The following is a 20,271-nucleotide window of genomic DNA, read 5'->3' as shown; positions in this document are numbered from 1 at the left end:
CATCCTCCTGTATACGAACGGCGACCTCGCCCGATCGACAGCGCCGTACCGTCGAATGATGCAACTCGGTGACGTCGAGGTGACGCAGGTGCCCGAGTGGGAGGGCGACCTGGCGCCCGTGCGGGTCTTCCTGCCGGACTGCCCGCCGGAATTGTGGCGGGACAACGCGGACTGGCTCGTCCCGGACTTCTGGACGCCGGCGACGGACGGGTTCCACGCGGTGCTGCGCACCTGGGTCCTGCGCAGCGCGGGCCGGGTGGTCCTGGTCGACACCGGCGTCGGCGACGACCGGGACCGGCCGCAGTTCCCGCTGTTCTCCGGGCTGCGGACCGGGTTCCTGGAGCGGCTCGCGGCCGCGGGGGTGGCGCCCGAGGACGTTGACGTCGTGGTGAACACGCACATCCACATCGACCACGTCGGCTGGAACACGCACCGGGCCGGCGGCGCGTGGGTGCCCACCTTCCCGAACGCGACCTACCTCATTCCCAGGATCGATCAGGTGTACTTCCAGCACCGCGACAGCAGCGCCAACATCTACGCCGACAGCATCGCCCCGGTGCTGGGACAGGCGGTGCTGTGGGAGGACGGCCACCGCATCGACGAGAACCTGGCCCTGGAGCCGGCGCCCGGCCACACGCCCGGGGCGTCGCTGGTGCGGCTCGCGTCCGGCGCGGACCGCGCGGTCTTCGTCGGCGACCTGCTGCACAGTCCGGTGCAAATAATGCGGCCGCGGTACAGCAGCTGCTTCGACGAAAACCCCCAGCAGGCCGCCGCCACCCGGCGCCGGGTGCTGGAGCGGGCGGCCGACGAGCGCGAGCTGGTGGTGCCGGCGCACTTCGCGGGCGCCGGCGCGGCCGAGGTCAGCCGGGCGGGGAGCGACTTCGCGATCACGCGCTGGGCCTGAGCCGCCGGGTGAGCAGCACCCCGGCGGCCGCGCCGACCAGCGCCGGGCCGCCGTGGACGTCGCTCAGGAGCAGCAGCGCGAGGCCGGCGAGCAGGCTGACCGCGGCGACGGCCCGCCGCCATGCCGGCCCGAGCAGCAGGCCGGCCGCGGCCAGGGAGGCGCCGAGGCCGAAGTCGATGAGCGAGGTGCCGGCGCCGACCGGCTGCGCGTAGAGCGCCCACAGCCCGCCGAGCACCTGGACGGTGACCACCAGGGCGATCCAGCGGGTGGTGCCCCAGAGCCGCTCGGCGAACGTGCCGAGCACGGCCAGGGCGACGAGGTTGAAGACGGCGCCGGACCAGCCGCTGTCCTGCACGAGCGCCGAGGACACCAGCCGCCACACCTGCCCGTCGCCGATCGCCGCGCGGTCGCGGCGCAGCGCCTCGAACAGCCCCGGCGCGACGGTGAGCTGCAGCAGCGTGACCACCGCGATCACGGCGAACAGCGCGGCGGTGGCGACCGGCACCCGCCGCGCGGGCGGCGTCCGCGGCGCGGCCACGCCGGCGGTCACCAGCAGCACCAGGTACAGCACGATGACCATGACCATGCCGACCATCGTGCCGACGAAACGCTACAGACCGGGGCCGCCGCGCCGATCAGCCCAAGGTACGAGGGGGTCGTCGCACAGAACGGGCAGACCGGTGAGCATCACCCAGCGTGCCGCAGCGGACGCACAGCACCCCGGCGGGCTCGAGGCCGGGCGGTACCTCACGTTCACGCTGCACGGCGAGGCGTACGCGCTCGACATCTTCCACGTCATCGAGATCATCGAGTATCGGGCGCTCACCGCCGTGCCGATGGCGCCCGGGTTCGTGCGCGGGGTCATCAACCTGCGCGGGCGGGCGGTGCCCGTGGTCGACCTCGGGATCCGGTTCGGGGCGGGTGCCACGCCGGTCGGGCGGCGCACCAGCATCATCATCGTGCACAGCGGTGCCGCCGAGGACGGCCAGCACGTCGGGATCCTCGTCGACATGGTGAACAAGGTGGTGAGCTTCGGGCCGGGCGACGTCGAGCCGCCGCCGACGTTCGGGACCGGGATCCAGCCCGAGTACATCAGCGGCATGGCCCGGCGCGAGGCCGACTTCATCATCGTGCTCGACCTGGAGCGGATCGTGTCGCCGGCCGATGTGGTGGCGCTGCAGGACCCGGGGGCCGAGGCGACGTGACCGGCTCGCTCGAGGCGCCGCCGGAGATCACCGGCGCGGACTTCGCGGCGATCAGTGCGCTGCTGCATCAGCGTACCGGCATCCGGCTCCAGCCCGGCAAGGAGACGCTCGTCATGGGGCGGCTCAGCAAACGGCTGCGCCAGCTGGGAATCCGCGGGTACGCCGACTACGTCCGCCTCCTGCGCGAGCCCGACGGCCGCGAGCTCAAGCACGCCATCGACCTGCTCACCACCAACGAGACGTCGTTCTTCCGGGAGCCGCAGCACTTCGACTACCTGCGCGAGGTGATCGTCCCCGCGCACCGGCCCGGGCGGATGTTCCGGCTGTGGAGCGCGGCAAGCTCCAGCGGCGAGGAGGCCTACACCGCGGCGATGGTGCTGCTGGAGAAGTCCCCGGCCACGGCCTGGGAGATCCTCGGCACCGACGTGTCGACCCGGATCGTGCAGGGGGCGCGGCGGGGCCTCTACCCGCTCGAGTCCGCCGCCCGCATTCCCCGGGAACTGCTGCGGAAGTACTGGCTGAAGGGCCGCGACGAGTACGCCGGGCTGATGGCGGCCGGCTCCACCCTGCGCGAACGGGTCGCGTTCCACCACGCCAACCTGCTCGACGACCTGCGCGACCTGGGCCTGTTCGACGTGATCCTGCTGCGCAACGTGATGATCTACTTCGACCCGCCGACCAAGGCGGCGCTCGTGCAGCGGCTGCAGCACATGTTGTACCCCGAGGGCCACCTCATCATCAGCCTGTCCGAGACGCTCAACGGCATCCCGTCGCGGCTGCGCATGGTCCGCCCGTCGATCTACCGGCTCCCGGCGGGCAGCCGTGACTGACGACGTCTTCCTCCAGCCGGGCGGGTTCCACTTCGGCGTGGCCGGCACCCGGATCTCGACGCTGCTCGGCTCCTGCGTCGCGGTCTGCCTGTGGCACCCGGCCCGGCACATCGGCGGCATGTGCCACTTCATGCTCCCCGGCCGCGGCAACGGCGACGGCCGGTTCGCGGAAGGCGCCTTCGAGCTGTTCCGGGCCGAGCTGGCCCGGACCGGGACGGAGCCGGCGCAGTACCAGGCGAAGGTCTTCGGCGGCGCGGCGCAGCTGTCCGGCGGGCGGCTGGCGGCGGCCAACGTCGCGGCGGCGCTCACCCTGCTCGACCGGGACGGCTTCGCGGTGCTGACGCGCGACACCGGCGGTACCGGAGCCCGCATGTTGCACTTCGAACTGGACACCGGTGACGTCTGGCTGCGGCGCAACGCCTCGCGGGTGGCCGCATGAGCATCCGGACGCTCATCGTGGACGACTCGGCGGTCGTGCGGCAGGTGCTGTCGGCGGTGCTCGGCGCCGCGCCCGGCATCGAGGTGATCGGCACCGCGGCCGACCCGGTGCTCGCCATGGGGCAGATGCGGCGCGCGTGGCCCGACGTCATCGTGGTCGACATCGAGATGCCGAAGATGGACGGGCTCACGTTCGTCAAACAGGTGATGGCGACCCGGCCCACGCCGATCGTGGTGTGCTCGTCGCTGGTCGGCGCGGGCGCGCGGGCGGGCCTCGACGCGCTCGCCGCGGGTGCGGTGGCGGCGGTCGCCAAGCCGACGAGCGGGCTGAAACGGTACCTCGAGGACGACACCGCCCAGCTCGTGCCGGCCGTGCGCGCGGCCGCCGCGGGCCGGGTCCGGCGCATCGAGCGGCCCACCGCGCGGCTGCCCGAGCCGGCCCGCACCACCCGCCCGCAGGAGCGCCGGGTGGTCGCGATCGGCACCTCCACCGGCGGCACGCAGGCCCTGGAGCGCGTGCTCACCGTGCTGCCGGCCCGCTCGCCGGCGGTGGTCGTGGTGCAGCACATGCCGGAGAAGTTCACCGCCGCGTTCGCCGAGCGGATGAACCGGCTGTGCGCGGTCGAGGTGCGCGAGGCGGTCGACGGCGACCGGGTCCGCGACGGGCTCGTGCTGGTCGCGCCGGGCGGCAGACACCTCGAGCTGGTGTCCGATCCTTCCGGGTACCGCGTCCGCGTCTTCGACGGCCCGCCCGTCAACCGGCACCGCCCGTCGGTCGACGTGCTCTTCCGCTCGGTGGCCAAGGCAGCCGGCGGGCACGCGCTCGGCGTCATCATGACCGGCATGGGCGACGACGGCGCCCGCGGGCTGCTGGAGATGCGCCGGGCCGGGGCCGCCACCGTCGCCCAGGACGAGGCGACGTGCGTCGTGCACGGCATGCCCAAGGAGGCGGTGGCGCTCGGGGCGGTCGAGCGCGAGGTGCCCCTCCCCGCGATAGCAGAGGTGATCCGCAACCATGGCTGAGGTCCTGTACGCAATCGTGGCCCTGCTGATCGGGCTGGCGCTCGGCTTCGCCGCGGGCCGCCGCCGCGCGGTCGCGCCGGAGCCCCAGGTCGAACGGCCGGACGCGTTCCGCCGCGGCGTGGGCGCGTTCGCCGACGAGGTGGCGCCCGTGTGGTCGGCCCAGATCGAGTCCTCCCGGGCCCAGATGGAGTCCGGGATCAGCGCGGTCACCCAGCAGTTCAGCCAGATCGTCGACAACGTGGACGCGGTGCTGGCGTCCTCGGCCGACGCGCTGGGCCCGCAGGCCGGCGGCGCGGGCACGTTCGACCGCGGCCGCGAGCGCCTCGGCGGCGTGGTGCACACCCTCGACAGCGCGATGCGGGCCAAGCGCCAGGCCGTGCACGACCTGGCCGGGCTGGCCGGGTTCAACGACGAGCTCAAGCAGATGACGGCCGACGTCGCGCAGATCGCCGCGCAGACGAACCTGCTCGCCCTCAACGCCTCGATCGAGGCGGCCCGGGTCGGCGCGGCGGGTGCGGGCTTCGGGGTGGTGGCGATGGAGGTACGGCGGCTGGCCGACCGCTCCCTGCAGACCAGCGAGCAGATGGCGCAGAAGGTGGCCGGGATCGGCGCGGCGATCGAGTCGGTGCTGGCCGGGGCCGAGGGCGACGCCGAGCGGGAGAGCGTCGCGGTGGCCCGGGCCAACGACGACGTCCAGGAGGTCATCGACGACCTGCAGGACGTGGTGAACCGCTCCCGGGAGTCGTCGCAGCGGCTGGAGCGGGCGGCCGTGGAGATCCGCGGCACCATCTCCGACGCGCTGGTCAACCTGCAGTTCCAGGACCGGGTCGGCCAGGTCCTGCAACACCTGGAGGACAACATCAAGCTCCTGCCGCGGCACGTCGCCGACGCCCCCGACACCGGGCCGCAGGCGCGCCGGCTGCTGGAGGAGCTTGAGCGCACGTACACCATGCAGGGCGAGCTGCAGGCCCACCGCTTGGGCGCGGTGACCGAGGCTCCCACGTCGGAGATCACGTTCTTCTAGGAGGCGGCAATGTCCAAGACCGTGCTGATCGTCGACGACTCGGCCTCGGTGCGCCAGGTCGTGGCGATCGCGCTCAAGGGCGCCGGGTACGAGGTCATCGACGCCGTCGACGGCCAGGACGCGCTGCGCAAGCTCGGCGGCAAGCGGGTACACCTGGTGATCTCCGACGTGAACATGCCGAACATGGACGGCATCACGCTGGTCGGCGAGATCCGCAAGCAGCCGGAGCACCGGTTCACGCCGATCATCATGCTGACCACCGAGTCGCAGGAGGAGAAGAAGCGGCAGGCCCAGGCGGCCGGGGCCAAGGCCTGGGTGACCAAGCCGTTCCAGCCCGCCCAGATGCTGGCCGCCGTGTCGAAGCTGATCGCGCCGTGACCGCGGCCCGGTTGGAGCTCGACGGGGAGCTCACCATTCCCTGGGCGGCCGAGCAGCACGAGCGGGTGCTGCGGTTCCTGGGGGAGGGCCCGGATCTGGAGCTGTCGCTGGCCGGGGTGACCGACATGGACACCACCGGGCTGCAGCTGCTGCTGCTCGCGCGGCAGGAGGCGCGGCGGCGGGACGTGCGGCTGCGGCTGACCGACCACAGCCCGGCCGTGCGGGACGTGCTCGCCGTGGCCTGGCTCGACGAGGACCTGGAGGCGGTCTCGTGAACGACTTCCGGGACGCGCTCGACACGTTCATCACCGAGGCGCGGGAGCTCGTGCAGGACTTCGAGGAGGGGCTGCTCGAGCTGGAGTCCACGCCCGACGCGCCCGAGGCGGTCAACGCGCTGTTCCGCGCGATGCACACGATGAAGGGCTCCTCCGGGCTGTTCGGGCTGCGCCACCTGGTGTCGTTCACGCACGTGCTGGAGTCGGTGCTCGACGACCTGCGGGCGGGGCGGCTGCAGGTCAGCGCCGGGCTGATCAGCGCGCTGCTGCCGTGCACGGACCACATCTCGGTGCTCGTCGACGCGGTGGCCGCCGGCCGCGACGAGCCGACGGCGGCCGAGCAGGAGGTCAGCGCGCGGCTGCTGGCGGCGCTGGCCCCGTTCTCCGGCTCGTCGTCGCCGGAGCCGCCCGCCGCGCGGATCTGGCTGCTGAGCATCTGGTTCGGGCCCGAGTGCCTGCGCAACGGGATGGATCCGTTGTCGTTTCTGCGGTACCTCGCGACGATGGGCACGGTCCAGCGCCTGGTCACCCGCACCGACGCGCTACCGCGGGCCGACGAGGCCGATCCGGAGGTCTGCTACCTCGGCTTCGACCTGGAGTTCGCGAGCGAGGCCGGCAAGGCCGACATCGAGAGCGTCTTCGAGTTCGTGCGCGACGACAGCACCATCCGCATCATGCCCTCGGACGAGGCGGCGGAGCTCATCGACGCGCTGCCGGAGTCCGACCGGCTCGGCGACCTGCTGCGCCAGGGCGGTGTCGTCACCGACCGCGAGCTGGAATCGGCGCTGGCCAAGCAGCACGCCGGGGAGTCGGCCGGCCGGCCGCTCGGCGAGATCCTGGTCGAGGAGCAAATCGTCCAGAAGCCGGTGGTCGAGGCGGCGCTCAACAAGCAGCGCAAGACGGCCGAGAACCGCCAGCAGGACAACCAGACGATCCGGGTCTTCGCCTCCCGCCTCGACAAGCTCATCGACCTCGTCGGCGAGCTGGTCATCGCCCAGTCCGGGGTGGCCTTCTCCGACGAGCAGTCGCAGGTGCTGCGGCTGGTCGAGGAGGTCCGGCACACGGCTCTCTCGCTGCGCATGGTCCCGATCGGCACCACGCTGCGCCGCTTCGAGCGGGTCGTCCGCGACGTGTGCGTCGAGCTCGGCAAGGAGGTCGACCTCGTCATCACCGGCGGCGACGCGGAGATGGACAAGGCCCTCGTGGAGCGGATCGGCGACCCGCTGCTGCACCTGGTGCGCAACGCCCTCGACCACGGCATCGAGCCGCCGGCGGAGCGCGAGCGGTCCGGCAAGCCGCCGCGGGGCCGCCTCGCGCTCAACGCCTTCCACGACGCGGGCAGCATCGTCATCGAGATCTCCGACGACGGCCGCGGGCTCAACCGGGACCGGATCCTGGCCAAGGCGATCGAGCGCGGCCTGGTGGCCCGCGGCGACAGTCTCAGTGACCCCGAGGTGTACTCCCTGATCTTCGAACCCGGCTTCTCGACCGCCGACACCGTCTCCAACCTGTCCGGCCGCGGCGTCGGCATGGACGTCGTGCGCGGGGCGGTGACGGACCTGCGCGGCAGCATCGACGTGCAGACCACGCCGGGCGCGGGCACCCTCATGCAGATCCGGCTGCCGCTGACCCTGGCCATCATCGACGGCTTCCTGGTCAGCGCCGGTGACACCCACTTCATCGTGCCGCTGGACCGGGTCATCGAGTGCGTGGAGCTGCCCCTGGAAGCCGGCGGCCGCTCGTTCATGCACCTGCGCGGGCAGGCGCTGCCCTTCGTCCGGCTCCGCGACGTGTTCGCGCTCGCCGGGCGGGCCCCGCGCCGGCAGAGCGTGGTCGTGGTCGAGCACGCCGGGCAGCGCGCCGGGGTCGTGGTCGACCAGCTGCTCGGTCAGTCGCAGACGGTCATCAAGCCGCTGGGCAAGCTGTTCCAGGACGTGCGCTGCATCGGCGGCTCGACGATCCTGGGCAACGGCGACATCGCGCTGATCCTCGACGTCGACTCGCTCGTCGCCCAGCACATCGCTCAGAACCGGTCGAACTTGCTCTCGTCGATCTCCTCCGAGCGGCCCGCACCCGCGCTCGCCGAGACCAGCGCCGGCGCGGGGCGCTGAGCCCGCCCGCCGCCGCCGTTGTGGCGGTGGGCGCCCCGGTCGTAGCCGGCCGGCAGCGCCGCCGCCGCGGTCCGCGTCGAACCGCCGCCGGCGTCGGTGACGAAGAACGTCATCATGTCCTGCAGCTGGTGCGTCTGCGCGGCCATCTCCTCGGCCGTGGCGGCCAGCTCCTCGCTGGAGGACGCGGTCTGCTCGGTGACCTTCCCGATCTGGGTCATCGCGATGTTGATCTGCCGCACCCCGGTCGCCTGCTCGCTGCTGGCCGCCGCGATCTCCTGCACCAGGTCGGACGTGCGGGTGATGCTCGGGATGATCTCGCCCAGCAGGCTCCCGGCCCGCTCGGCCGTCTGCACGCTGCCCGCCGCCAGCTCGCTGATCTCCTGGGCCGCGACCTGGCTGCGCTCGGCGAGCTTGCCCACCTCGGACGCGACGACCGCGAACCCCTTGCCGTGCTCGCCCGCCCGGGCCGCCTCGATCGTCGCGTTGAGCGCCAGCATGTTCGTCTGGAACGCGATGTCGTCGATGATGCTGATCTTGCTGGTGATCTGCTTCATCGCGTCGACCGTCCGCTGCACCGCGTCGCCGCCCTGATCGGCCTCGCCCGCCGTCTGCGACGCGATCCGCTCGGTGGTGGTCGCGTTCTCGCTGTTCTGGCTGATGCTGGCGGTCATCTGCTCCATGCTCGCGGTGGTCTCCTCCACGCTCGCCGCCTGCTCGGTCGCGGCCTGCGAGAGGCTCTGCGAGGCCCCGCTGATCTGGTTCGAGGCGTTGGCGAGCTGGTGGGTGGACTCGACGACGGTACGCACGGTGTCAGACAACCGGTCCAGCGCACTGTTGAGCGCCGTGCCCATCCGGCCCACCTCGTCGGTGCTGTTGACCGGCAGCCGCTGGTCGAGCCGCCCCTGCGCGAGCCCGGTGAGCACCGTGACGGTGTTGCGCAGCGGCTTCGAGATCGCCCGCACGACGAGCGTCACCATGCCGAACGTGACCACGATGGCGACGAGCGTGAGGATGAGCAGCAGGAGCCTGGCCGTACCGTAATCGTCGGTGGAATCCTGCAGTGCCTGCCTGGCCGCCGCGTTCTGCCGGTCCACGAGGCTGTCGATCGCCCCACCCAGCCGCTGCGCGATCGGCTCGACCTCTTCCCGGCTGATCCGGTTGTACTCCGTATAGTTCTTCGCCCGCGCCGCCGGCACCGACTTGTCGTTGAGCACCTTCTGGTAGTCCGTCCACGCCGCATCGAACGTGGCCCGGTCCGCCCGGTTGGCCGCGTCGGTGTTCTTCGCCGCGAACGACTGCCAGCTCGCGGTGAGCCCGCGCACGGCCTCGCCGACCTTCCCCTCGGCCGCGGCGGCGTCCTCATCGCTCTGCGCCAGCGCCAGCCCCCGCACCTGGAACCGGACATTGAGATAGTCGGACGACACCCCGTCGAGCATGTGCACCGACTGCAGATTCCGGTTGTACAACGAGTCCAGCCGATCCTGACTGCTGCTCAGATACAGCAACCCGATCAGCCCGACCGCGGCCAGCAACGCACACACCACCACAGCGACGATGCGCAGCTTCCACGCGACCGACACATTCCGAAACGCGGACCCGACACTCACGGCTGCTGCTCCCCCCGAACGGCGGACTACATCAGCCCCAATCGGATGACAGCGGGCCCACCTGAGCCTTGTGCCTCAGAAGCCGATCGTCACGTTGTACAGCGCGTACCAGGCGGCCGCGCTCAAGGCGGCCGCGGCGACGAACGCGGCGAGCATCGTGGACCAGGACCGCCACAGGCCGTGCCGCGCCGGGGTGCGGCGGTCAGGAACGCGGCCAGGCCCCACGCGAAGCCGCTGCTCGTCAGGGCGACCAGGATCGGGCGGGCCGGGTCGCCGGCGTAGTCCGCCGCGAAGGCCAGCAGGGCGAGGCCGGCCGCGACGAGGGTGACGGTTACTTGGTCATGGCGGCGACCGCGGAGTCCACGTCCTCCGACATCAGGTCCGGCAGGAAGCCGATCAGGTCCAGGGTGAAGCGGACCATCCCGTCGGCCGGGGCCGCCACCCGGACCGGGGCGCCGCGGTCGCTGAAGGCCGTCACCACGCGGTCCAGGCACAACAACCCCGCACTGTCGAGGAACGTGGTCTCGGTCAGGTCGACGACGACGCCGGTCGCGGCGCGGACGCTCACGAGGACGTCGCGCTCGACGAGGGGGGCGGTGGCGTGGTCGATCTCGCCGATGAGCTGGACGACCTCGCAGCCGCCGGTGGAGTACACCTTGACCTGACGCTCGCCGTCCATCTCAACGCCTCCCGGCACCGGTGCGGCGGCGCATCAGGACCGTGGTGCCGCCCGTCCCGCGGTCGATCACGAGCTCGTCCATGAGGCGCCCGATCAGGGCGAGGCCGCGGCCGCGGTGCAGGGCGGTGCGCGGCGGGCGCCACTGGCCGGTGTCGCTCACGCGCACCGCGACCGTGTCGCCGTCGACCTGGGCCAGGACGCCGACGGTGCGGGCGTCGTCGAGAGCGTACCCGTGCTCGATCGCGTTCGCCACGGCCTCCGCGGTCGCCAGGACCACCCCGAAGCGGTCGTAGTCGTCCACGCCCTGCCCGCCGAGCCAGTAGTCGAGCGCGGCCCGGAATCCCGCGAGGGCCTGCATCCGCGCGGGGACCTCGGAGCGGAACGGGGGCGCGTCGGCGAAGTCCAGCGCGAGCAGGCACATGTCGTCGTGCCCGCCGCCGCCCGGCAGCATCGCGTCGCTCAGCTCACCCGCGAGCGACCCGAGCGGCGTCTGCCAATGCTCGGCGGCGGCCGCGGCGAGCCGATCCAGCCCGTGATGAAAACGTTCGCCTCTTCGTTCAACCAACCCGTCGGTGTACAGCATGAGCCTCGACCCCCGCGGCACGACCAACCGCGCCTCGCTGCGCACGCGGCCGGCCGCGGTCGCGCCGAGCGGGCCGGAGCGGGCGTCCCACAGGAAGCTCGGCACCCCGCCCGGCTGGACGAGCAGCGGCGGCGGGTGGCCGGCGCACGCATAGCGCAGCTCGCCCGAGTCGAGGGCGAGCTCGGCGTACGCGAGGGTGGTCATCTGCCCGGCCGCGAAGTGCGAGACGAAGTCATCCATGTGCCGCAGCACCTCGGCCGGCCCGTCGTGGGCCGTGGCGAGCGCGCGCACGGCACTGCGCAGCTGTCCCATGGCACTGGCCGCGCGCAGGCCCCGGCCGACCACGTCGCCGACGACGATACCGACGCTCTCGGCGGACGTGGCGAACACGTCGTACCAGTCGCCGCCGACCTCCAGCGAGTGCACCGCGGGACGGTAGGCGGTGACCACGTGGTACCGCGGATCCGCCGGCCAGTCCCCGCTGAGCATGGCGCGCTGCAGGGTGTGCGCCACCTCCCGGTCCCGCTCGGCCAGGCGCGCGTTGTCCAGCGACAGCCCGGCCCGGTCGGCGAGGTCGGCCAGGAAGTCCGGCCCGACGTCGCCGGCCCCGGCCACGTGCCGCCCGGCCAGCAGCAGCGTGCCGAGCACGGCGTTGCGGGCCCGCAGCGGCAGCACCATCGCGCGCTCGCCGTCGGCCGTGATCAGCGGTACCGCCGCCAGCGCCCCCGCCCGCCCGGCCGCGTGCACCGAGGCGAGCACGTCGTTCGGGATGGTCCAGCCGCACGCGCGGCTCGGCGCCGAGGCCTGCCAGCCGGGCGCGCCCGCGGGGTCGCCGGCCGCGTCGAGGTCGATCTGGGCGTAGCCGGCGACGTCGGGCACGAGCAGCTCGACGAGGCGCCGGGCCCGGCTGGTGAAGCCGACGGTCTCGTCGAGGTCGCGGCTGAGCCGGGCCAGGAAGCCCGACTGCCACGCCCGCCGGTTCGTCTCCTCCAGCAGCCGGATGCGATCGAGCGCCTGGCCGGCCTGCCGCCCGACGGTACGCATCAGCTCGACCTCGTCCTCGCCGAACGCGCGCGGCCGGCCCAGCTCCAGATCCACCCCGGCCGGGCGGTCCGGGGAGAACACGAACGACACCACCCCCAGCACCCGCTGGTCGGCCAGCAGCGGCGTGACGAGCCGCAGCCCGCCGTCGTTCTCGGCGTGCCGCACGACGTCGATCAGAGCCGCCGCCCGGGCCTCCGGCGCCGGGTCGTCCAGCGAGATCAGCTCGTCGGCGAGGTCGAGCGGGCGCAGCGCCGCCTCGGCCGGCTCCAGCAGCCACACCCGCGTGCCGGACGCGCCGAACGCCTCCGTGCCGACCCGCACGATCGGCGCCACGATCTCCTCGGCCCGCTCGATCGCCGCGCAGCGCACCACCATCTCCTGCAGCAGCCGGATGCGGGTCGCGTTGCGTTCGGCGCTGCGGCGCTCGGCGAGCAGTTGCCGCTCGTACGTCCGCCGCTCCTTGGCGTCGAAGATCGTCATGCGCACCATGGCCTGGCTGCCGGCCGGACCGGCGCGCAGCACCGCGTTGACGAACGCGTCGAGGCGGGTGCCGTCGGCGTTGCGGAACTCGGCCGCCGCCTCCCGCACCTCGCCCTGCATGTGCAGCAGCGGGGCGAGGTGCGTCTCGTGCCAGATCCGGCTGCCGGTCGCGTAGATCTCGTGCACCCGCCGGCCGGTCAGCTCGTCGCGGCGGTACCCGGTCCACTGCAGGAACGTCCGGTTCGCGCGCACGATCGTGCCGTCCGGCAGCAGCGTGAGGTAACCGCACGGGGCGCTGTCGTAGAGATCCTCGGCGTTCTCCTCGGGCAGCGGCTCCGGCACGCCTCAGCCCGTCCGCAGGAAGGCGCTGATGGCTTCGTAGGTCTCGTCGGGTGCGCTGAGGTTCGGGCAGTGGCCGGTCGCGTCGAGCACGAGCAGCCGGCTGCCGGGGATGTTCGCGTTGGTGTACGCGCCCACCTCCCGCGGCGCGATGACGTCCTCGGAACACTGCAGGATCAGCGTCGGTACGGTCACCTTGCCCAGATCCGCGCGGTTGTCCGAGCGGAACGTGACCTCGGCGAACTGCCGCGCGATGGCCGGATCGGTGCGGCAGAAGCTGTTGGTCAGCTCCTCGCCGAGCTCGGGGCGCTCGGCGTTGCCCATGATGACCGGGGCCATCGCGGCCGACCAGCCCAGGTAGTTGCTGTCGAGGCTGTCCAGCAGCTCGTCGATCTCGCCGGCGCTGAACCCGCCGTAGTAGCCCTCGTCGTCGACGTACCGCGGGGACGGCCCCACGAGCACGAGCTTCGAGAACCGGTCCGGCTCGGCGATCGAGGCCAGCAGGCCGATCATCGAACTGACCGAGTGCCCGACGAAGACCACGCCGCGCAGGTCGAGCGCGCGGAGGATCTCCAGCAGGTCTTCGGCGTAGCCGGACAGCGTGGAGTACCGCTGCGGGTTGTAGGCGGCAAGATCGGAGTTGCCTGCCCCGACGTGGTCGAAGAGGACCACGCGATGATCGTCGGCGAAGCGCGGCGCGACGAACCGCCACATGTTCTGGTCGCAGCCGAAGCCGTGTGAGAAGACCAAGGCTGGGGCGGTCTCGGGTCCGAGCAGCCTGACGTTGTTTCGTTCGACAACGCTCACGGCCAGTGACGTTACTAGCGCCCCTCGTGCGCGAACAAGAGGGCAGGTGGCTACAGGTTTTCGGACGGGCCTCATTCGCGCCGGGCGAGGCGGTCCATGGCCTCGTCGCCGACGGTTGCAGGGCAACGCACACGAGCGACGAGCAGGAGGAAGACACCCATGAGCGATCTCGTGGCGATCGGCTACCGCGACGTGGCCACCGCGAACATGGCCCGTGACAAGCTCATCGAGCTGCAGCGCCAGGGGATCATCACCCTGCGCGACGCGGCCGTGGTCGAGGCCGGCCCCGACGGCAAGGTACGGCTCCACCAGGCCTCGGGCAACGCCGGCGCCGGTGCGGCCGGCGGCGCCCTCTGGGGTGGCCTGATCGGCCTGCTGTTCCTGGCCCCGTTCCTGGGCATGGCGGTCGGCGCGGCCACGGGCGCGGTGGCCGGCAAGTTCACCGACACCGGCGTGGACGACAAGTTCATGAAGGACGTCGGCAAGACCCTCGAACCCGGCTCGGCCGCCCTGTTCCTGCTGGTCGACCAGGTCACCGTGGACAAGGTCGTGGCCGAGATGGCGCCGTTCGACCTGGGCGGCCGGCTGCTGCACAGCTCGCTCAACATGGAGGCCGAGCAGCGCCTCCGCGAGGCGATGTCGGCGGCGAACCTGGCCCGCGTCTGAGCCTTTTGGGCCCCGCTCGTTCGGGTTCGCCCGATCGGGCGGCGCCTCTCTCGTCTGAGTCTGCTCGGGCCCCGCTCGTTCGGGGTCGCCCGATCGGGCAGTGATCGACGGTAGGCGAACCGATACTGCCAGTGGCGCCGCTCTCGTACGATCGGCGACGATGTCGGCGATGGAGAGCGGCCCCGCGCCGCAGACGGTCGGTGCCCTCGCGCGAGCCGTGCTGGCGGCCGTCGAACCGCGGCAGCTCGAGGCCTACGACGAGGTGGCGGCCGCCTGGTGGTCCGGCGAGCTGCGCGGCGACGGCTCCGGCGACCGCCCGGCCGGCACCCGCCCGTCGGGCCTGACCGCGGGCGCCCTCGTGTACCTCATCCTGCCCATCGTCTCCGGCGCGCTGGCCCAGGTGCTGGGCGCCCCGGCCGACCGGGCCCTGCGCCGCTGGCGGTTGCGCCGCCGCCGCCGCACCGACCTGGCCCTGACCGCGGCGCTGCTGCACCAGGCGCCCGCGGTACGCCAGGCGATCTACGACGCGGCGGTGCGGGCGCGGGTGGCCCCGGCGAAGGCCGAGCTGATCGCCGACGCCGGCGAGGCCGCACTGGCGCGGGCCGCGGCCGCCCACCTCGCACCGCGCGATTGACCACCCTGGACACGGCCGCCCACCTCGCCCCGCGATTGACCACCCTGGACACGGCCGCCGTCGAGCGGCTCGTCCGTCCGGGCCTGCGCTGGCTCTACGCCCTCGTACTGCTGGACCTCGCGGGCGCCGGCGCGGGCGCGGGGCAGGCGCTGTACACCGCGTACGACCTCGGCCACTACGCCGACGCCGCGAACTGCCTGCGCTCCGCCGGCCTGGCCCTCGCCGACCCGGCCCGGCGGGTGGGCGAGTTCGCCGCATGCACCGGGGCGTACAACCGCGGCCAGGGCCTCGCCATGCTCACCGGCGCCGTGGCGATGCCGCTGCTGGCCGGCCTGCTCATGGTGCTCGGCGCGCTGGTCGCGGCCCGGCGCGCCCGCCCGACGACGGTCACCGGCCCCGCGGTCGCGGCGGTGGCCACCCGGTTCGCGTCCTGGTGCCGGGTCATGGGCCTGGACGGACCGCGCGGCCCGCTGCTCGTCGTGGCCCGCCCCGGCCGGCACGCCCAGGGGGCCTACACGACCGCACTGCCGTGGGGCCGCCCGCGGGTCGTCGTTCCGCTCGGGTACTCCTACGTGCGCCAGGACGAGCTCGACCTCATCCTGCTGCACGAGCTGGCCCACGTGCGCATGCGCGACATCACCTGGGCCGCCGCCACCTGGTGGACGGGCTGGCTGAGCGTGCCGGTCCTGCTGGCCGCGTTCGGTCCGCTCGTGCTGCGGCCGTCGCTGTGGGGCCCGCGCGTCGTGACGGCCGTGCTCCTGGCCGCCCTGCTGTCGGCGATCACGCTGCTGCTGCGCGCCGCGGTGCTGCGCCGCCGCGAGTGCCTGGCCGACCGGTACGCCGTCATCCGCGGCGACTGCCTCGCCGCCCTCCGAACCGCCGCCGGCCCCGCGCGCGGCCGCACCTCGTGGTTCGCCGGCCACCTCCAGGGCCCTGCCCGCGTCGCGGCGGCCGCGCCGGCGGATATGCGGACTTCGAGCGGCGGGGCCGTCGCGGCCGGCTCTGGCGTCTCGTGGTTCGCCGGCGGTCTCCGCGGGCGTGCGCGGGTCGTGGCGGCTGCATCGGTGGACGCGCGGGCGCTGAGCGGCGGGCGGGTCGTGGCGGCCCCGGTCGCCGATGCGCGGTGGGAGGGCGGCTGGATCGTGGCCGTGGCCGGCGGGCTGTGGTGGATGTTCGCGTTGCAGGCCGCCCAGACGGTGCTCACCGATCTGGTGGGCTTCGGCGACGTTGACGCCCGGCTGGTTCCCTCGCTGGCCCTCGCGGGTGCGGCGCTCGGGTGGGCGGCCACGATGGTGCCGCTGTGGTCGCGGACGCCCGGGTCGGCGTGGGCGCGGGCCGCCGGGGCCACGGCCGGGCTGGTCGCCGGGTTCTTCCTCCAGCCGCCCGGCACGCTCGTACCCATCGGCGCCACGCTCGCCGGGGGCCACCTGCTCACTGCGGTCCCGTTGACGGCCGCCGCCCTGGCCGGGGCCACGCTGCTGACCGCACTCCTCGCCCGGGCGGCGGTCGTGGGTGGTGTCGTGTCGGCGGCGCGGGGCCGGGTTGCTACCGGTGCGGCGATCGTCGGGGCGGGGGCGGCGTTGTTCACGGCCACCGACACGGTGTGGACGGTGTTGCGGGAGCATTGGCAGTTCGACAGCGGGGCCGTGGATCGGCACATGTTCATCGGGTATGGCGGCTACTGGTTCGCCGCGTGGACGCCTGGCCTGATCGTCGTTGCCTGCCTCGTGGTCGCCCTCGCCGCGCGGGTGCCGTTGCGGCGGGAGATCCCGGTCGTGCTGGCCGGGGCCGTCGGCGGGGGCGCGGTCGGGGTCGTGGTGGCGCAGCTGCGCATCGGGCAGGCTGACGCGGACGGGGCGGTCCTGCACCTGTTGTACGACCGGTGGTGGATCTGCGCCCTCGCCGGCTGGGGCGTCACGCTCGTCGGGCTGGCGCGGCACCGGTTCCTGCCCGCCGCGCTCGTGGCCGGGGTGGTGGCGGCGGGGTTGGCGGGGCTCGTGCAGTACGGCCGCGATGTCTTGACCGGACCGACCGGGCACGGCGCGCACAACCTCGCCGGGTTCGTGCGGGGGCCGGTCTGGCTGCTGTGCTGTGCGGTGCTGCTGACCCTGCCGCTCGCCGCGATTCCCGTGCTCCCGCGCGTGCGGTGGGCGATCGCGCCCGTCGCCGTGCTCGCGGTCGCCCTCGGCTGGCTCGCGCCGGTCACCGGGCGCGAGGATGATCTGGGCGCGTTCCTTGCCACGAAAGGGCTGCCCGCCGGGTGGACGCGGGTGCCCGACAGCGACAGCGGGCCCGACACCGGCGTGCAGCCCGAGGTCTGCGCGCGGCGGTGGGCCGACGACCGGGCCGCCGAGGACGCCCGCGCCGCTGTCGCCGAGGAGACCGCGACCGCCGAGGAGCCGATCGCGCGACTGCGGCTGGCGTTGACGTTACGATCGTACCGCGACCCCGCCGCCCCGCAGGCCGTGCTCGACGAGACGGCCGAGGACCTGCTCGTCTGTCCGAAGTGGATGGCCGACTACCCGGCCGCCGACGACGGGCGCATCGCCGTGGAAGCGGTCCGGGGGAGCGAGCTGCCCGGGGGCTATCTGGTGCGGGTCGCGCTGACATTCCGGTACCGTGGACAGACCCTGCGCGCGTCGATGGTCCTCGCGGGGCTCGTGGCCGGCGGCGACGTCGTCACCGCCAGTCTCGCCGTGCCGCTGCCGCCCGACACGGTGCAGTGGCGCGACGCGGAAACCATTGCCACCGCGGCGATCCGGCGCGTGCTGCCCTGAGCGATAGTTGGGCCATGCGCTTCTTCGTCGGCGACGGGTTCGCGGCCTATCGTGGGCCGGTGGGCGACAGTACCGTCCACCGTCACGCCGCCTTCCAGATCGCCATCGCCATCGCCCAGCCTAGCGAGGCCGCGGTGGCCGCCGCTGGAACCGCTTGGGTCGACGCTGCCGGGGCCGCTGGAGCCGCCGGAGCCGCTTGGGCCGATGCCGCCGGAGCCGCTGGAGGCGCTTGGGCCGACGACGCCGGAGCCGCTGGATTCGCTGGAGCCGCTGGATTCGCCGGAGCCGACGACGCTGGAGCCGACGCTGCCGGGGCCGAAGCCAGTGGGGCTGACGACGGCGGCACGGTCGCGGTGGTCGACGCCGCCGGGACGGTCGTGCGGGCGCCGGCGGTGGTCGTCCCGCCGATGGTCCGCCACCGCCTGCTCGCCGCGCCGGACCTGCGCACGTACTTCATCGACCCGCACTGCGTCTTCGCCGATTCCCTGCGGCAGCGCTATGGTTCGATCGCCGCCTTCGAGCCGCGGGCGCTGCGGGCGGAAGACATCGCCGTGCAACCGTCGGGCGAACTCGATCCCCGCCTGGTCGCCGCGATGAACCTCCTGCGCGACGCCGCCGTACCGATGCCCGACCTCGCCGCGGCGGTCGGCCTGTCGCCGCAACGCCTGCGCGCCCTCGCCCTGCGGCAGCTCGGCCTCCCGCTGGCCCGCTGGCGCGTCTGGTCCCGCCTGCGCCGCGCCGCCGAGGCCCTGCGCGCGGGCCGGACCCCGGCGGAGGCGGCCCTGGACGCCGGGTTCGCAGACCAGGCCCACCTGACCCGCCAGATGCGCGAGATGATGGGTCTGACCCCCGCGGCCGTACTCCCCGTGCTCCGCACCTAACCCCAGTTCGCCGTGTAGACGGAAATCGATCCGGTGACCGTCGGCACGACAGCGGCCTCGGCCACGTCGCGGAACCCGGCCTCCGCGATGAGCCCCGGCAGCACCCCGTCGGCGTTCGGCTGCGTGTCGGCCCGGCCGTCGGCGAACTGCACCGTCCGGAACGCGAGCCGCATGACGCGGGTACGTTGGAGCCCGTAGTCGGCGATCACCAGCCGCCCCCCGGGCCGCAGCACCTCGCCCATGGCGCGCAGGATGCTTCGCTTCACCGCCATCGGACACTGGTGCAACACCAGGCTGGACACCACGACGTCGGCCATGTCCGGCCCGAGCATGCCGGCGAGCGCGTCACCTCGGCCGACCCGCCACTCGACCGCCTCGGTCTTCCTACGCGCGATGGCAAGCACCTCAGGATCGGGGTCCACGCCGACGATGCGCGCACCGGGTTCCACTGTGGACAACAAGCGACCCAGCGATCCGGTACCGCACCCGACGTCCACAACCACCTCGCCCGCCCTCGGCGCGGCGAACCGGACGACGAGTCCCCGCCACCGCCGCTCCCGCGTGAGCGCCACGACACCGTCGTAGAAGAACGTAGGAGCAAGCCGCCCGAGCGCGGGCGTGAAGGCCTCATCGGTCATACCCGCACTCTCCGCCGCTGCACCCCCGTGCGTCTTGAACCGAACGCTCGTCACTGCCGTGCCGCTGCCGTTCCGGGCTGCGTCGTGCCGTGCCGCGTTGTGCCGTGCCGTGCCGCGCTAAGCCGTGCCGCGCCGGGCCGCGCCGGGCCGCGCCGGGCCGGGCCGGGCCAAGGGCCCGGTCAGGCCGGTCCGCAGCGGGCCTCGAGCATGTTCGCGACGAGCCGCAGGGCGTGGGCCGCGCGGTGCACGTCGACAGTGTCCGCCGGGCCGACCAGGGTCACCGCCGCGAGCGGCCGGCCGCTCGTGCGGACAGGCGCGGCGACGCCGACCATGCCGGTCTGGAACTCCTCCCGGTCGACGGAGTACCCCCGCCGCCGGGTCGCCCGCAGGTCCGCCGCGAGCCCCGCCCGGGAGGTCAGCGTCGCCGGTGTGCGGGCGGTCAGCGGCGACCGGTCCAGGATCTCCTCGGTCAGTTCGGGCGGCGAGAACGCCAGCAGCGCCTTCCCCGCCCCGGTGCAGTGCGGCGGGAAGCGCCCCGCGACCCGGGTGTCGATCCGCGGCCGCCGGGCCGAGCCGACCTTGAGCAGGTAGGTGACCGCGTCCCCGTCCAGCACCGCGAGCTGCGCCGTCCAGCCGAACGCCCGGTGCAGGTCGACGAGGTACGGGCCGGCCGCGTCCAGCAGCCCCACGCCCGCCTGACCCGCGAGGGTGCCGAGCTCGAACAGCCGCAGCCCGAGGCGCAGCCGCCCGGCCTCCTCGGCGAGCAGCCGTTCGGTCACGAGCGTGGCCACGATCCGGTTCACGGTCGGCTGGGGGAGCCGGGTGGCGCCGGCGAGGGCGCGCCGGTCGATGACCCCGGCGGCGGCGACGGCGTCGAGCAGCGCGAGGACCCGGCCGACCATGGTGCGACTCACGCAGTGATTCTGCCTCTCGCCGCCGGCCCGCCGA

General features: G+C 73.5%; 21 protein-coding genes. 13 read left to right on the top strand and 8 right to left on the bottom strand.

What is annotated here, in order from left to right; genetic code table 11:
* The first annotated feature begins 58 nt into the window (after positions 1-58).
* Complete coding sequence (locus tag ACQP00_RS39220; protein ID WP_433206252.1) at positions 59-904, top strand: MBL fold metallo-hydrolase; 846 nt, start codon at positions 59-61, stop codon at positions 902-904.
* On the opposite strand, the gene ACQP00_RS39215 is transcribed toward ACQP00_RS39220, so the two are convergent.
* The gene (locus ACQP00_RS39215; protein WP_433206249.1) at positions 888-1,490 is read right to left on the bottom strand and encodes a rhomboid family intramembrane serine protease; all 603 of its coding nucleotides are present in this window, start codon (positions 1,488-1,490) and stop codon (positions 888-890) included. The two genes, ACQP00_RS39220 and ACQP00_RS39215, sit on opposite strands and share 17 nt — an antisense overlap.
* Before the next feature lie 94 nt (positions 1,491-1,584).
* Between ACQP00_RS39215 and ACQP00_RS39210 the strand changes: the two genes are divergently transcribed.
* Genes ACQP00_RS39210 through ACQP00_RS39175 form a run of 8 tightly spaced genes read left to right on the top strand, consistent with a single transcriptional unit; the run spans position 1,585 to position 8,188 of the window.
* Positions 1,585-2,109 (top strand): chemotaxis protein CheW, encoded by a 525-nt coding sequence (locus ACQP00_RS39210; RefSeq protein WP_433206247.1) that lies wholly within the window; start codon positions 1,585-1,587, stop codon positions 2,107-2,109.
* Positions 2,106-2,939, top strand: coding sequence for a CheR family methyltransferase (locus ACQP00_RS39205; protein ID WP_433206244.1), 834 nt, complete (start codon positions 2,106-2,108; stop codon positions 2,937-2,939). Before ACQP00_RS39210 ends, ACQP00_RS39205 begins: the two co-directional genes overlap by 4 nt.
* Positions 2,932-3,378: a chemotaxis protein CheD gene (locus tag ACQP00_RS39200; protein ID WP_433206241.1), complete on the top strand. Its 447-nt coding sequence runs from the start codon at positions 2,932-2,934 to the stop codon at positions 3,376-3,378. The genes ACQP00_RS39205 and ACQP00_RS39200 overlap by 8 nt, the downstream gene beginning before the upstream one ends.
* Positions 3,375-4,400 (top strand): protein-glutamate methylesterase/protein-glutamine glutaminase, encoded by a 1,026-nt coding sequence (locus ACQP00_RS39195; RefSeq protein WP_433206238.1) that lies wholly within the window; start codon positions 3,375-3,377, stop codon positions 4,398-4,400. Before ACQP00_RS39200 ends, ACQP00_RS39195 begins: the two co-directional genes overlap by 4 nt.
* A complete protein-coding gene (locus tag ACQP00_RS39190; RefSeq protein WP_433206235.1) occupies positions 4,393-5,424 on the top strand; it encodes a methyl-accepting chemotaxis protein in 1,032 nt (343 codons plus the stop codon). The genes ACQP00_RS39195 and ACQP00_RS39190 overlap by 8 nt, the downstream gene beginning before the upstream one ends.
* A 9-nt stretch (positions 5,425-5,433) precedes the next feature.
* Positions 5,434-5,802 (top strand): response regulator, encoded by a 369-nt coding sequence (locus tag ACQP00_RS39185; RefSeq protein WP_433046890.1) that lies wholly within the window; start codon positions 5,434-5,436, stop codon positions 5,800-5,802.
* On the top strand, positions 5,799-6,077 hold the full coding sequence (locus ACQP00_RS39180; RefSeq protein WP_433206232.1) for an STAS domain-containing protein: 279 nt from the start codon (positions 5,799-5,801) through the stop codon (positions 6,075-6,077). The genes ACQP00_RS39185 and ACQP00_RS39180 overlap by 4 nt, the downstream gene beginning before the upstream one ends.
* On the top strand, positions 6,074-8,188 hold the full coding sequence (locus ACQP00_RS39175) for a chemotaxis protein CheW (RefSeq protein ID WP_433206229.1): 2,115 nt from the start codon (positions 6,074-6,076) through the stop codon (positions 8,186-8,188). Before ACQP00_RS39180 ends, ACQP00_RS39175 begins: the two co-directional genes overlap by 4 nt.
* Here ACQP00_RS39175 and ACQP00_RS39170 read toward each other — a convergent pair.
* The 5 genes from ACQP00_RS39170 to ACQP00_RS39150 all read right to left on the bottom strand — a co-directional run bounded on the left by ACQP00_RS39170 (position 8,101) and on the right by ACQP00_RS39150 (position 13,727).
* A complete protein-coding gene (locus ACQP00_RS39170; protein WP_433206226.1) occupies positions 8,101-9,795 on the bottom strand; it encodes a methyl-accepting chemotaxis protein in 1,695 nt (564 codons plus the stop codon). The two genes, ACQP00_RS39175 and ACQP00_RS39170, sit on opposite strands and share 88 nt — an antisense overlap.
* Before the next feature lie 75 nt (positions 9,796-9,870).
* Positions 9,871-10,020: a hypothetical protein gene (locus ACQP00_RS39165; RefSeq protein WP_433206223.1), complete on the bottom strand. Its 150-nt coding sequence runs from the start codon at positions 10,018-10,020 to the stop codon at positions 9,871-9,873.
* Between the two features lie 106 nt (positions 10,021-10,126).
* A complete protein-coding gene (locus ACQP00_RS39160) occupies positions 10,127-10,474 on the bottom strand; it encodes an STAS domain-containing protein (RefSeq protein ID WP_433046878.1) in 348 nt (115 codons plus the stop codon).
* A gap of 1 nt (position 10,475) precedes the next feature.
* Positions 10,476-12,923, bottom strand: a complete 2,448-nt coding sequence (locus tag ACQP00_RS39155) for a SpoIIE family protein phosphatase (protein ID WP_433206220.1) — start codon at positions 12,921-12,923, stop codon at positions 10,476-10,478.
* Between the two features lie 3 nt (positions 12,924-12,926).
* A complete protein-coding gene (locus tag ACQP00_RS39150) occupies positions 12,927-13,727 on the bottom strand; it encodes an alpha/beta fold hydrolase (protein ID WP_433206217.1) in 801 nt (266 codons plus the stop codon).
* Positions 13,728-13,886: 159 nt separating this feature from the next.
* On the opposite strand from ACQP00_RS39150, the gene ACQP00_RS39145 reads away from it, so the two are divergent.
* From ACQP00_RS39145 to ACQP00_RS39130, 4 genes are all read left to right on the top strand, one after another.
* Entirely contained in the window at positions 13,887-14,393 is a 507-nt protein-coding gene (locus tag ACQP00_RS39145; RefSeq protein WP_433206214.1) for a DUF1269 domain-containing protein, read from the top strand.
* Between the two features lie 160 nt (positions 14,394-14,553).
* Positions 14,554-15,027: a hypothetical protein gene (locus ACQP00_RS39140; protein ID WP_433206211.1), complete on the top strand. Its 474-nt coding sequence runs from the start codon at positions 14,554-14,556 to the stop codon at positions 15,025-15,027.
* Positions 15,024-17,804, top strand: coding sequence for a hypothetical protein (locus tag ACQP00_RS39135; RefSeq protein WP_433206208.1), 2,781 nt, complete (start codon positions 15,024-15,026; stop codon positions 17,802-17,804). Before ACQP00_RS39140 ends, ACQP00_RS39135 begins: the two co-directional genes overlap by 4 nt.
* Positions 17,805-17,818: 14 nt before the next feature.
* Positions 17,819-18,685, top strand: coding sequence for a helix-turn-helix domain-containing protein (locus ACQP00_RS39130; RefSeq protein WP_433206205.1), 867 nt, complete (start codon positions 17,819-17,821; stop codon positions 18,683-18,685).
* Here the strand turns inward: ACQP00_RS39130 and ACQP00_RS39125 are convergent.
* Positions 18,682-19,323, bottom strand: coding sequence for a class I SAM-dependent methyltransferase (locus ACQP00_RS39125; RefSeq protein ID WP_433206202.1), 642 nt, complete (start codon positions 19,321-19,323; stop codon positions 18,682-18,684). The two genes, ACQP00_RS39130 and ACQP00_RS39125, sit on opposite strands and share 4 nt — an antisense overlap.
* A gap of 179 nt (positions 19,324-19,502) precedes the next feature.
* Complete coding sequence (locus ACQP00_RS39120; RefSeq protein ID WP_433206199.1) at positions 19,503-20,237, bottom strand: IclR family transcriptional regulator; 735 nt, start codon at positions 20,235-20,237, stop codon at positions 19,503-19,505.
* Positions 20,238-20,271 lie beyond the last annotated feature (34 nt).

This window comes from Dactylosporangium sp. CS-047395 (genome assembly GCF_050942185.1).
In the GTDB taxonomy this organism is placed as follows: Bacteria; Actinomycetota; Actinomycetes; order Mycobacteriales; family Micromonosporaceae; genus Dactylosporangium.
This window is presented reverse-complemented; position numbering and strand designations above follow the sequence as displayed.